Consider the following 13,110-nt stretch of genomic DNA (forward strand, 5'->3'; position numbering starts at 1 on the left):
AATTGTAGACCGAGCCGCATGGATTGCCTGCAGCATTGAAGGAAAGATCTCATCTCCGTTGACAAGGGTTTGTACCGCGTTTGAATCGAACAGCTGTCCTTGTGAATAACTGCTCATGCTCCTTGCAAAATCGGGATCCGACGCGTCGAAACGGTGCGGGACAAGCGCTCGCAAAATGCGTGGCTCTGGTGCCAAGTTTATGCTCAGCAACGTGATCAGGCTGGCGATGACGGCAAGGGCCACGTATTTGAGGCTCTTAAGCAGCCTTCCCCGGTTTACGCCAAACCTCACTGGGTCCGCACCCGCCCGTAGCGCCGCGAGTCCGCATGGCACATCTCAATCGCCCTGCTGTTTGCGAGTGCGATGCTTTTCGATTTCCTCTGGTTCCTCATCATCGATTCTGGTGATGTTCGATGCCGAGCTATTCGTTCGCAACATCTCATCCAGCTTGGCATGGATCGCCTGCGTGTCGCGATGTTCTGCGCGTTGAATGAACAGTGTCATGGCCCAGGTGAACAGGGTCGCCGCGCCGTGCCAGTTCAAACTCGCCCTGTCGAGAAATAGCCAAAGGGCCGCGTAAGCCAGCAGCACCAGGAATGCTGCCGGCCGAGAGGTCAACGTGCCAATTGAGGTGAGCACGCTCGTGATCGGGCGATTTGCCATCATCAAGAACTTTCGACTGCAACGCAGGTTCCCGTTGTGCCAAGCTCTACAATGCATGCCGGCGGAGCGCCAAGCAGTGGTGGGAGCGAACGTTGCATTGTACGGAACCTTCGGCCTCGTGCTGCTTTACGTTCACGAGGTGGAGATCATGAGGGAAGATGCAGCTTGCCGGAATGGGTGCTGGAGAACACGCCACGAGCGCTCGGCGACTGTCGGTCCCGCAAAGAATGGATGGTTGGCTTGCCGCCCTCGACCCCTCAGACAGCGGTACCATGATCTGCGGCTGTCGGAACGTGATCAGTTCCCAAGCATAGTGGCGAGGTACGGAAGGCGATCCGACGTGATCTGAGCTTTTGAGCGGCGCTGGACATTGAGGAGGCGACTCTTGCTAGGTGAGACAATACTGCCGAACCGATCAGTTGTCGACCTATCGGTGTTGTTCAAAGTGCTGGAGCGACGGGACGCTCTCACGGACCAAGACCGGGCAGTACTTCAAGACGGTCCCTGGCGGGTACGTGACTACGAAGTCGGTGACGAAATCGTCGCGGAGCACGCTGAACCCAAGGAGAGCTGCGTTATCATCTCGGGGATCACGGGAAGAACTGTCACCTTCGCCGATGGCAGGCGCCAGATAACGGCCCTCCACATTCCAGGCGACTTCGTTGATCTGCATGCATTCCTGTTGCACGTTATGGACCACAACGTCGTTGCTCTGGCACCCGCTCGCATGGCGTTCATCGGCCATGATCCGCTGCGTCGGATCACTGAGACCCACCAGCATCTGTACCGGGTGCTGACAACGATACTGGCGGTGGATGCCGCCATTCAGAGGGTATGGATTGCCTGCCTGGGACGCCGGTCCGCAGAGGCCCACCTGGCGCACATCATTTGCGAGATGTTCCTGCGCATGCAGGTCGTCGGCTTGACCCGGGAATGGTCATTCGAATTCCCTCTCACGCAAAACATGCTGGCCGACACGATCGGACTGTCTGTTGTCCATCTCAATCGGACGCTCATGGCATTGCGGCGTGCTGGCCTTATCACCTGGCAGCGTAAGGTGGTGACCATCACGAACTGGGATCGCTTGGCGCGAGCCGCTGAGTTCGACGCGACTTATCTCAACCTTCGCAAAGAACCGCGATAAAAGGGGTTATTCGCCTCATTCGTGGGCTCAATCACATCGGCTCGTGTATAATCGTGCTGGTGAATAGTGCTTCGCGACCGGACGGCAGGCGATTTTCTTCTGAGCTCCTCTGCTTTGAACCTTTCCAGTCGGCCCATGAAGCACGCGATCCGCAGTATCGATTGACGGATCTGATGCGCCTGGCCGACTGACGGGTCAATGTGGAACCTTTGGTGCTCTCACGCATTTCCAACTGCTTCTTAGGAGACGGGGGTACCAAATGAAACAAGGGGGCCTTCCTGCTCGACTCGATGAGGTGGCCTCTTTCTCAGAGAGGAGTCGCGAGCGTCAGCTTCCCGATCCGATCCTCAGTGATGAGTTTGAGGATTTCTTCGAGAATGCCGCCATCGCACTTCACTTCGTCGGGAAAGACGGCACCATCCTGCGCGCCAATCGCGCAGAATTGGAAATGTTGGGATTCACGGCCGAGGAATATGTGGGCCGCAATATTCGCGAATTTCACGCAGATCAGGTTGCTATTGGAGACATATTGGACCGCCTGTCCCGGCGGGAGGAACTTAAAAACTACCGGGCCCGGCTGCGGGCCAAAGATGGCTCGATCCGCTGGGTAGAAATAACGTCCAACGTTCGCCTAGTGGGTGACCGCTTCCTCAACACCCGCTGCATCACCATCGATGTGACTGAGACGGTCAAGGCGCAGGAGCTTATACGCGAACAGGAGCGGCGCCTTGCCATCACCTATGAGAACGCTGCCGCAGGTATCGTGGAAGCGAACGCCGAAGGCCAACTGCTGCGGGTGAATTCCCATCTGTGTGACCTTTTGGGATGCACGCAGGATGAGCTGATTGGACGATCGATTTTTGACCGCACCTTTCCCGCCGATGTTGAAGCAGATCGCGAGCAGTATCGACGGCAAGTGGCCGGTGAGATCGACAGCTACACACTTGAGAAGCGATTTGTTTCCAAGAATGGATCAGTTTTTTGGGCTGTTGTGACGTCGACCAGCGTTCATGACTGCGAGGGGTCGTTTCGATACGCTGTACGGGTTCAGCACGATATCAGCGAGCGCAAGCGGATTGAGGCGGCGCTTGCCAAACGTGCCGAGGAACAGGGTGCGATACATCGATTCACTGAAATGCTGCAGCATGCGCGCACGCAAGAGGATGTGTATGAGCCGGCGCTCGATGCAATCCAACGTGCGCTCCAATGCCAGCGTGCTTCGATATTGCTGTTGGATAAAGATGGGCGCATGAAGTTTGTGGCTTGGCGTGGCCTGTCCGATACTTACCGCTTAGCGGTGGAAGGACACTCGCCTTGGTCGACGGAGAGCCAAGAACCGCAGCCTATCTGTGTCGGCGATGCAAAGCATGCGGACTTGCCGGAACAATTAAAACAGGCGATCCGCAGCGAGGGAATCGGTGCGGTCTACTTCATTCCGATCACACAAGGTGGACGGCTCCTTGGTAAGTTCATGGCCTACTTCGACCAGCCTCAGGAGTATTCGGAAGAGCAGATTGAATTGGGTCGGACCATCGCTCGTCAGCTCGGTTTCGGCATTCAGCGCATAAAGGGCGAAAATGCTGCTCAGAGGCTGGCAGCAATCGTGGAGTCTTCCCATGACGCGATCGTCAGCAAGGATTTGAATGGGATCATTTTGACATGGAATCGCGGGGCTGAGCGCCTGTTCGGCTATGCGGCCTCGGAGGTGCTCGGCGAGCCCATCACGATCATCATCCCTCCGGAGCGGCTGCAAGAGGAGCCGCTCATCCTTGGTCGAATACGCAAGGGCGAAATTGTCGATCATTTCGAAACAGTCCGGCGCCGCAAGGATGGGTCGCTAGTGGACATTTCTCTGACGATATCGCCTGTCCGAGACGCGGCGGGCCGTATCGTTGGCGCCTCCAAAATTGCCCGGGATATAACTGAGCAGAAAGTCGCGGAAGCAAAGGTGCGCGACAGTGAACGTCACCTTCAGGATCTTCTCGCCGCCATCCCTGCTGCAATCTACACGACCGATGAGAACGGCAAGATCACCTATTTCAATGCGGCCGCGGTCGAACTCGCTGGCCGCACGCCGGTGATCGGCAGTGATGAATGGTGCGTCACCTGGAAGCTCTATTGGCCAGATGGAAGGCCGCTTCCGCACGACCAGTGTCCAATGGCTGTTTCGCTTCGTGAAGGGCGACCGGTACGGGGAGTTGAGGCGATTGCCGAGCGGCCGGACGGCACCAGGATTCCATTCATTCCTTACCCGACGCCAATGCGGAATGCGGCTGGAGAAATTGTCGGCGGTATCAACATGCTGGTCGACGTAAGCGAGCGGAAACAAGCTGAGACACAACAGCGGATCCTGCTTAACGAACTCAATCATCGCGTTAAGAACAACATGATGATGTTGAAGTCCTTGCTTTCGGTAGCGGCCAGGGCCAGTCAAAATCCCGAGGCTCGCAAGACAATCGAAGAGGCAAGCAAACGAGTGGCGACCATGGCTGCGGCTCAACGTGTTCTCTACGACACGCCAGATGCATCCAATTTCAGCGCGCCACTTTTTGTCGAAGCCATTTGCGAAACCACAAAGCAGATGTTTCCAGCCAATGTCCAACTGGTTTGCGACGCCGATCCCATCCAGTTGCCCAACGACATCGCAATGCCGCTTGCGCTCATAGTCAATGAGCTTTTGGTCAACGCCGTCAAACATGGATCAGCGGCCAAGGGAAGCAGCACCATTCGGGTTGGGATCAAGCGGAATGGTCAAAAGCAGGTGTTGACGGTCGAGGATGCAGGGCCAGGTTTCGATCTGAAGGCAGTGCGTCATTCCTCGTCAGGTTTGCGGTTGGTTGAAGGCTTGGCGCGACAGATTGGTGGCATTTTCGAAGTTGAGCCAGATCCGTCTCGTTGCATCGTGGTTTTTTCTCAGGCTCCCGGGGAGAACGGCGTTGAACTTAAGAACGGCAATAGTTGAGACCGGCCGAACTGGGCATTCGTACCTACCATTCAGACCTCAGTTGGTTTTCTCCAGAGACGATCGGCTTGGTGCAGAAGCGAGAATTTCCGGGGAACCATCCATCATGATCGTCGAAGACGACTATCTCATCGCCCTCGACGTCGAGGCTGGTCTTCGCGATGCAGGTTTCGTGTTGGCTGGGATCGCCAGCACAGCCGAGGAGGCCATCATAATTGCGCGCTCCGCCCACCCTGCGATTGCCCTGATGGATATCCGCTTGCTTGGCAAGCGGGACGGAATTGATGCAGCGTTGGAACTGTACCGGGACTTCGGTATCCGGTGCATCTTTGCAACCGCGCACGCTGACCCCCACGTAAAGCTTCGGGCCGAAGCGGCAAGACCACTCGGTTGGGTTCAAAAACCCTACTCTACGGCGATGCTCATCGAAGCCATCCAAAATGGTTTGCACGAGCTCGAAAACAAAGGCTGATCGTCACAACCGATACGCAAGGAAGCGGTGGCGCACCATTGCTGCATATTGCCGCCGATCGAGGCCGCGCCGCGTCTGACGTTTAACTGACTGCCCGCAGGCGCCGAGATTGAACAAAGAGCTGTAGTCCCTCGGAATCCAACGCATGACCGAAGGCATAGCCTTGCAGTATGTCGCAGCCCAAATCTTTTAGTATCCAGGCGTGCTCCATCGTCTCGACACCTTCTGCAATGACCTCGATCCCCAAAGACTTGCCAATCTCGATGATTGACGACACAATCCGCCTTTGTTGTGAAGATCTGACGATTGGGGTGATCAGTTGTCGATCTATTTTCAACCGGCGAGGCTGCAGTTTGATCAGGCTGACTATAGAGGCATAGCCCGTACCAAAATCATCTATCTCTATATCGATACCGAGTTCTTTTATTTGATTGACGTTCCAAGCAACCAAATCATCGCTGCCATCTAGGAAGATAGACTCAACGAGTTCAAAAGAAACTGTTCCCTTCTTGATTTTTAACTCTCGCAAGTTCGTTATGAGTTCTTCGTCTTGCAGACGTCGAGCGGAAACGTTGACCGACACGCGTGGTATTTTGAGATTTGCATTGGACCACTTTGCAAAATCTGAAAGTGATTGATTCAGTATTGATCGATCGATCATCGAGACGACATTTAACTCGTCGGCAATTCTTAGGAAGGCATCCGGGGCTAAGATTCCCTGTTTTGGGTGTCTCCACCGCGCAAGCGCCTCGACGCCGACGATTTCGAGGGTTTTGGCGTCAAATTGAGGCTGGTAGAAGGCTATGAACTCATTGCGCTCCAGGCCGCCGAGAACTTCGTCGGCAGTCCGCTTGGTGTCGACGATCTCGCTTTGCATCACCTCCGTGAAAAAATCATATCGATTGCGCCCACGAGTCTTTGCTTGGTAAAGCGCGATGTCGGCATTCACCAGCAGATGCTTGGCTTCGATGTCATTGTCGTTGTCGACTGCGATCCCCACGCTAGCACCAAAGCGACAGCGGTGGCCGTGGTAATAGACAGGCTCGCTCATTTGACTGATAATGTTATCGGCCAGCAGCCCCAATTGCTTGATATCCTTGACAGTGCAAAGGACGACGAATTCGTCGCCGCCAATACGGGCGACGAATCCCCCCTCCTCGACCGTGGATCGTAGCACAGCAGACGCGTGAACCAGCATCGCGTCACCCGCGGCGTGGCCAAGCGTATCGTTGATGTGCTTGAACCGGTCGAGGTCGATGTGAAGCAGGCCCACATAACCGCAGCCTCGCGTGGTTTTTGCTGCATACTCTTTCAGGACCTGATCGAGGTAACGACGGTTGGGCAAACCGGTCAGGGAATCGTGAAGCGCGATATGCTCTATGCGCGCCTTGGCCGACTCGAGTTCTGCATTTTTCGTCTCCGACAGCTGTTTTGCGCGAATCAACTCGCTGTTGAGCAAGACGTCGGCCGTTACATCCCATTCGGCGCCGATCATCTTGGGCGTCTCGTTTAGGGCTTGGTATATGGTGGCTTTGGATCGAACATAGCGAATTTCACCATCTGGACGGACAATCCGGTACTCCGACGAATACGTTCCGCCGCTCGCCACAGCACCGTCGAAATCTGCGTTGGCGCGAGCCAGATCCAAGGGGTGAATTGCGCCCGCCCAATCCGAATAGCCGCGATGACCTCCATCGCTGGGCTTGCCATATATTTCGTTGACACGATCATCCCACGCCAGGTTATTGGTCGCGAGATCATGTTCCCAAACGCCTATAGCTGATGCCTCCAAAGCGAGTTCCAGACGTCTGGACAATCGCCGCAGTTCCGCATAATTGCGCTGTCTTTCACCAAGCAGCCGACCTGCTACGAGGAATGGGATCACAACCAGCGCCCCGGCCGCTGCCATAATCGTGCGCAAGAGCCAAGCGTTGCTGGGCGTCGAAGGCCAGCCGTTTTTAGGGGTGGCTGCGATCTGCCACGAACCGGACGGAAGCAGAACTTCGGCTGTCACCGGATTCCTTTTTCGGACGCTTTCGGAGCCGAAGAATTGAACGCCGCCTGGACCAAGGGCGTCTCTACCGATGAGCGCGATGTCAATCCCGAGATCATCGTCAAACAGGCCGCTCGCCTTGTAGAGACGCTGCACGTCGACGACCGCGGATATGATACCCCAAAATCTCTCACGGTCGCCCGCACTCGACACGAACACCGGAAAACGGCCGATGAAGCCCTGGCCCCCTTGCTTCAGGTCGACGGGACCGGCAAGAATCAACTTGCGCTCGTCTCGCGCCCTTAGCGCGGCTTTGCGTTGCCAATCATCCTTGCGGTAATCGAGCCCCATCGCTTTCTCGTTGCCCTTCAGCGGGTACAACAAGGAAACCACCAGATCGGGCGCGCCGGCAATGTTGTTCAATTGTGAGTTTTCGCCAAAAAGGTTCCTCGCGAGGGAAGCAAAGCGTTGCTGTCCCATATAGGGTTCAGTCACGACTGTCGCGACTAGTCCATGCACAAGTTGAAGGTTTCCGTTGATGTTACCTTCCAGCTTGGCACGGATCAAATTGACCTTGGCCAGGACATCCGCGCGCACGGCTTGGTCCGAGACGATTTTGTTTTGATGGTCCGCATACGCTGCGCTGATGGCAATAACCAAAACTGCCATGGCGGCTGGAATATTCACCGAAGAAAAAACGGCATCTTTCATCCCGCCGAACCTAGCGCCGAAAAGAGCCAATGGGGTGGAACTCCCTGTGTTGCTCAGGTTTCGGATCGACCCGCGCTACAACACTAGCTTTCATTAATTAATTTTGAGCTTCAGAATCCTGGAAAAACTTTACACGAGTTTGATGTCATCTCGGGTCGCCGCCGGTCCGTCCGAGATCTTTACACTGTCGACGACACGGAGATTGAAAGGACTCGTCGACAAACACCTCCTTGCCAATCTGGCTGACCGCAATCAGAGAAGACCGGCGAAGAGGGTGCAGACGGGCCGCAACGCTGGGCCGCTCATTCGCGCTACACCCTGCGGCTGGCTCAAACGCAAGACCAGGAGACGGCCTCGCTCAAAGTTAGGGCGTTCGCCAAGGAAGCAGATCAACGTGGAAAGCCCAACCAACCGGCGCTCGGAAGAGGCGGCTGACCTCGACTGAAAGCGTGGCTGCAAGAACTCTGAGCTTGGAAGGGACCTGACCCAGACGCCGTTAAAGTGGACCCATGCCGTCACACCGCCTTAGGCGCAGCGAGAAATGGGATCGGACCGACGCCCCGCTTCGTCGCGCCGATGGAATAGGCCATCGGAATCTTGGGAGAGTTCGTTGGCAAGCCATACATATTCTTGCCGGCTCTGACCGCAAATGAAAAGTGCTGCCATGAAACCGTGTCATGCTCATTCAGAAAATCGAGCGTGAGCCCAGCTGAAATCAGGGCGTTCACGACATCACTTATTGGATGAATCCACTCATAGTAGCGAGGATGCTTCAAGCGCCGGTCGTCGCCGGTATAGGTAAGCTCCTCGTTCCAGGCGAGCGGATGAGCTATGGGCGTTCGCCAGTCGTGCTTCAACTCCAGCGACTCGGCCTTGCGATCACACTGGAACATCAACGGGTGGCCCTCAGCCATGTAGAGCCGGCCGCCCGGTCGCAGGAGATCGGCAACCACTCGCGCCCATCGGCTCACGTCGTCCAGCCAGTTTACCGAACCCCAAGTCACGTAAGCGACGTCAAAGGTCCGGCCAAGTGCTTCGACTGCCTCGAACAGTGGCGCTTCCACGAAGCGCACGTCGGTGCCTGCCTTGGCAGCGAAATCTCGCGCAGCGGCGATGGCTGTCGGTGAAAAGTCGAGGCCGGTCACGCTGCGCGCGCCGAGACCCTTCAAACTGATCGTGTCGAGCCCAATATGACATTGTAGATGGATGATATCCTTGCCGGCAATATTACCGACCTCTCTCGTTTCGAGCTCATAGAGATTGGATCCCCCTGCGAGCACGTTTTCGATCTGGTAGCTGCCGGTTGTGTCAGTCGAATGCAGTTCGGCCCGATCATCCCAATTAAGGCGGTTCGTACCCAGAAAAGATTCCACGCCCGCTCCGATCGTCAACTCTGGCTGATGCTTGGTAAACAAGTCGTTAATACCTTTGCAGCGAAAAGGTCGTGCGTCAATCTGAGGTCGGTGCCCCAGTTCGCAAGGCCATAATCGACAAGACAGCGGGGGCTTCTGAGGACGACGTCAGGTTGGTCGACGAAGAGCTGGTTCAGCTCGTCCGCGACATCGCGCGCCTACACGATCGAATCTCATCTGTCGATCGCGCCAGGGACCAGCGCGTTGACTCTGATGCTCCGGGTCGCCAAGGCCGATGCCCGGGACCGGCAAAGGGAGATCAAAGCGCCCTTGGTGGCCGCGTAAACGCTGGCCGTGGCGGCGCCTTCATATGTGGAGGTCGACGACGTCACGACCACGGAAGCGCCATCCTTCAGGTTGTTGCTGAGAGCGGCGAGCTGGAGGACTGGTCCGCGAACTTTGGTGTTCATCATGCGGTTGAAGAAAGCCGCATCAATCTCGTCGACCGCAACGTGTTCGCAAGGCCTGCGTTGAGCCACAGGCCCTCAAGGCTAATCCGGGAGGGGCGTCTCGATGAGTTGTTTGCCGCATTGGGGGTTCGTTTGCACTCCGAACACTGCGAAATGGATAGGTGCGGTGGATGGCGAACCAGGCTGTGATGAGGCAGGCTCCAGTCGCCCTCTGCCGGCCGCGGCTGAAAAAGTGAGCAGCATCCCCCACAACTTGCTCTCAGCACCTCATCTCGGCAACACGAATTGCGGGTTTCCGCAAAGCGGCCCCGTTCGTCCCGGTGGTCGCCTACATCTGCCCTGGCCTGCCCCGGCAGCACCGTCATCACCTGAAGTCGATGATGCCCTGCTTTACCAAGGAAGCGAGGTCTACTGGCAAACGGTGGTTATGCGCGCCATACGCTATTGGGGCGACCTGCAAGGATCGCGTCTATGTCCGCGGCCGGAACGGGCCTTCCGAGCAGAAATCCCTGCAAGTCATCGCATCCGATTGCGCCGAGAAATTCGCTCTGCTCAGCGGTTTCGACGCCTTCCGCGGTGGTCTTCAATCCTGTCGCCTTGGCGAGGCCGACAATAGCTCGCACGATCGCTTCGTCGCCAGTGGCCGAGCCAAATCCGTGCACGAAGCTGCGATCGATCTTGATACGGTCAACGTCAAGTTGCTGCAGTCGCCCCAGTGAGGAAAACCCGGTGCCGAAATCGTCCAGCGCGAAACGTACACCGAGCTGCCTAAGGGCCGCCAGATTGTGTTGCCCAGCGCCGTCCTTGTCAGACATTGCTGTTTCGGTGACTTCCAGCTCCAGCCGCTGAGGACTAAACCCCGTCGACATGAGAATATTGGCCACACGTACGGCGTAGCTTGGACTCTTCAACTCCACTGCCGACACGTTGACCGCCACGGTCTTGATCGGCCAACCAGAGGCTTCAAGGCAGGCGCGCCTGAGCACGATTTCGCCTATCCTCTCGATCAGTCCGGATTCTTCGGCAAGCGGAATAAAAGCGTCCGGCGGCACTCGCCCTCTTACAGGATGGTTCCAACGCACGAGCGCCTCGACGCCTTCGACGCTGCGCTGCTTGGCAGAAAAGAGCGGTTGGTAATGAACTTCGAACTGCTCTGGACATTCCAAAGAGGAGCGGAGGTCGCGTTCCAATTCACGCCGCTGCGCAATCAGAGCCTCCATCTCAGCATTGAAGATGGCATAGCCGCTACGACCATTCGCCTTTGCGGAATAGAGCGCGATATCGGCTTTGCGCGTGAGCTCGACGGCTGTTTTGCCGTCGTTCGGACATAGCGCGGCACCCACGCTGACGCCGATGAACACTTGCGTTCCGGCAAGATCAAACGGATGCCGTGCGCTCTCGACCAGCTTGGTGCATAGACGCTCGACCTCCTCCAGATCCTGCGTGCGGTGCAGAATTATCGTAAATTCGTCGCCACCAGGGCGCCCAACGATGTCGCCTTCAGCTGTGGCACGCCGGAGCCGGTCGGCAAACTCACGCAGAAGCTGGTCGCCGGCGGGATGTCCCAAAGTGTCGTTCACCTGCTTGAAGTGATCAAGGTCCAGGTAAAGCAACGCCATTGGGTGATCGTCTCGCCTTGAAACGGCGATCGTCTCCTCCAGCCGGTGGTCGAACTCGTTTCGGTTTGGCAGGCCGGTCAGACTGTCATGTGTTGCCAGATGTCTTATTGCCGCTTGGGTTCTGTTGAGGGACAAGGAACGGCGGCGCAGTACCAGCACCAATCCGGAGCAGGCCGCGATTCCAAAGACCACCAGAGCCGACAAGATCGGCCAAATGGATGTGAAGACAGCAGATCCAGGCCGGTAAGGTGCCCAGACGTAGTAACCAAGCACATCGCCAGCCGAATTCGTCAACGGGCTCTTTGCCTCTCGGGGCAGGGTTTCGGCGGTCCACGAAAAGCGCAGGCCGTCGAGGAGGTAGTCGCTCTGAAGCTCCTGGACCAGCGAATCATCGAGGTAGCGCACAGCTATGTGCAGGAACTCCTCGCCAGGCGCCTGTTCTATCTCGCCGCTGTCGGACACAATTGGCTTCACGCTTATGATTGCGGGGCGGCCGGAGACCACAACAATATCGGATGCTCCGATCGTCAGCACACGATCCGAGGTGCCGGCCCTGTCGCCGCGTCGCAGACGCTTTCTCAGATCGTTTACCAGCGCGCTTGTGGGTGACCAGATGTTCGCCAAGCTGCTCGGCTCACGCTTTGCACCATCTACGGAGGCATAGATCGGCTGATTGGCAGGATTGACGATATAAGCGGCGTCGTGGCCGAAGTAGGTCTTCATCCAGCTGCCAAGATTGGCGTCGAGCCATTCTTGATTGCCTGATTGCACGCCCTTCACCGCATCGTCCCAAACCGTAACGCTCTCCTGGTCGTGAGCAATCGAAGCTCTCAACTGTGACACGACGAGTTCGACCAAAGCGCGCTGACGTGCAATGGCGTTGTCGTCGGTCTTCACGGTCGACCAGTAAAGCAGCCCCGCCGCCGCGAGGCTAAGCGCTAATGCGGCTGCAAAGAAGGGAAAGACCACGCGAAGGATGAAACCGGTGCGGCTTGGATTGCCGAAATAAAGGGTCATTTCAACGGCTTCTACTGCTTGCCTTGTTGTTCACCAGACCCTGCCACTCAACCATTAACGTCGCGTTTCAAAAGGTCTGATGAACGGTAAGTCGTGGCGCTGCCGCCGCGCCGCGCATTGGCGGCTTGTTTTGGCTTGTGGTGCCCACAATGTTTGGACGATCGAAAGGTGCTTTCGACAAACACGATTGTCTGCGCTGGGCGCCGCATGCGCTTCAACCTGGTCGCTGGTCAGGCGAAGCTTAGACTGCATCTTCGGACAGTTGCCGGCGAGCAAGCAAGCGACTGAGCGGATCGGCCCAATCAAAGCTATCCTACATCTGCTGACAGCTTGGCGCGAAACACCAACAGGACCAGCCGGTATACATCAGAACCGGCAGCAGGGGACGGCTTTGGGGCGTTGGGTGGAAAGATATCGATGAATCCCGCGCCTAGATCAGACACCCCGCCGTCCAGATGGCGAGGCCGAGCGGGCCACCCGATGGCGCGGAGCGCCGTTTGCTTTCAGAGCACGTTCCGAGCCAAACCTGCCGCACGGCGGCGTGTCACGGCAAAATTCATTCGGCGAGTTCAGGAGATTCTCTCCAGCTGGCGAAGAGATAATGACGGCCGCCAGAGCTCTGCCCCCCAACTAGAGCGTTTCATATCTTGACGGAAGCGTAGCCTGCGTTTTCGAAGTAGTTCCTGCATTCGGCTGCCTCGATTGTT

8 protein-coding genes and 1 pseudogene are annotated in these 13,110 nt (G+C 56.8%); 3 read left to right on the forward strand and 6 right to left on the reverse strand.

The annotated features are described in order from the left end of the window. A pseudogene (locus FJ426_RS31635) lies at positions 1-243 on the reverse strand (cardiolipin synthase B); the annotation flags it as partial. Between the two features lie 93 nt (positions 244-336). Beyond that, positions 337-663, reverse strand: a complete 327-nt coding sequence (locus FJ426_RS30965; protein WP_140499798.1) for a low affinity iron permease family protein — start codon at positions 661-663, stop codon at positions 337-339. Between the two features lie 445 nt (positions 664-1,108). Here FJ426_RS30965 and FJ426_RS30970 point away from each other — a divergent pair, with 445 nt between their 5' ends. From FJ426_RS30970 to FJ426_RS30980, 3 genes are all read left to right on the forward strand, one after another. Next, a complete protein-coding gene (locus tag FJ426_RS30970) occupies positions 1,109-1,807 on the forward strand; it encodes a Crp/Fnr family transcriptional regulator (protein ID WP_246675635.1) in 699 nt (232 codons plus the stop codon). A 259-nt stretch (positions 1,808-2,066) separates the two neighbouring features. Further along, positions 2,067-4,769 (forward strand): PAS domain S-box protein, encoded by a 2,703-nt coding sequence (locus FJ426_RS30975; protein ID WP_140825697.1) that lies wholly within the window; start codon positions 2,067-2,069, stop codon positions 4,767-4,769. Between the two features lie 106 nt (positions 4,770-4,875). After that, positions 4,876-5,241 (forward strand): response regulator, encoded by a 366-nt coding sequence (locus FJ426_RS30980; RefSeq protein ID WP_140825698.1) that lies wholly within the window; start codon positions 4,876-4,878, stop codon positions 5,239-5,241. A gap of 82 nt (positions 5,242-5,323) precedes the next feature. On the opposite strand, the gene FJ426_RS30985 is transcribed toward FJ426_RS30980, so the two are convergent. From FJ426_RS30985 to FJ426_RS31000, 4 genes are all read right to left on the reverse strand, one after another. Continuing rightward, the gene (locus tag FJ426_RS30985; RefSeq protein ID WP_246675634.1) at positions 5,324-7,945 is read right to left on the reverse strand and encodes an EAL domain-containing protein; all 2,622 of its coding nucleotides are present in this window, start codon (positions 7,943-7,945) and stop codon (positions 5,324-5,326) included. Positions 7,946-8,460: 515 nt separating this feature from the next. Next, entirely contained in the window at positions 8,461-9,360 is a 900-nt protein-coding gene (locus FJ426_RS30990; RefSeq protein WP_224519014.1) for a class I SAM-dependent methyltransferase, read from the reverse strand. 170 nt (positions 9,361-9,530) lie between these two features. Continuing rightward, positions 9,531-9,770, reverse strand: a complete 240-nt coding sequence (locus FJ426_RS31950; RefSeq protein ID WP_318012482.1) for an SDR family oxidoreductase — start codon at positions 9,768-9,770, stop codon at positions 9,531-9,533. Positions 9,771-10,192: 422 nt separating this feature from the next. Further along, positions 10,193-12,403, reverse strand: a complete 2,211-nt coding sequence (locus FJ426_RS31000) for an EAL domain-containing protein (protein ID WP_140825700.1) — start codon at positions 12,401-12,403, stop codon at positions 10,193-10,195. Between the last annotated feature and the right edge of the window lie 707 nt (positions 12,404-13,110).

It is taken from the genome of Mesorhizobium sp. B2-6-4, from assembly GCF_006441495.1.
Lineage (GTDB): Bacteria > Pseudomonadota > Alphaproteobacteria > Rhizobiales > Rhizobiaceae > Mesorhizobium.

Bases quoted from the DNA above. Each gene is read 5' to 3' on its own strand.
- FJ426_RS30965 (WP_140499798.1), bottom strand. From the start codon at position 663: ATGGCAAATCGCCCGATCACGAGCGTGCTCACCTCAATTGGCACGTTG.
- FJ426_RS30975 (WP_140825697.1), top strand. From the start codon at position 2,067: ATGAAACAAGGGGGCCTTCCTGCTCGACTCGATGAGGTGGCCTCTTTC.
- FJ426_RS30980 (WP_140825698.1), top strand. From the start codon at position 4,876: ATGATCGTCGAAGACGACTATCTCATCGCCCTCGACGTCGAGGCTGGT.
- FJ426_RS30985 (WP_246675634.1), bottom strand. From the start codon at position 7,945: ATGAAAGATGCCGTTTTTTCTTCGGTGAATATTCCAGCCGCCATGGCA.
- FJ426_RS31950 (WP_318012482.1), bottom strand. From the start codon at position 9,770: ATGATGAACACCAAAGTTCGCGGACCAGTCCTCCAGCTCGCCGCTCTC.
- FJ426_RS31000 (WP_140825700.1), bottom strand. From the start codon at position 12,403: ATGACCCTTTATTTCGGCAATCCAAGCCGCACCGGTTTCATCCTTCGC.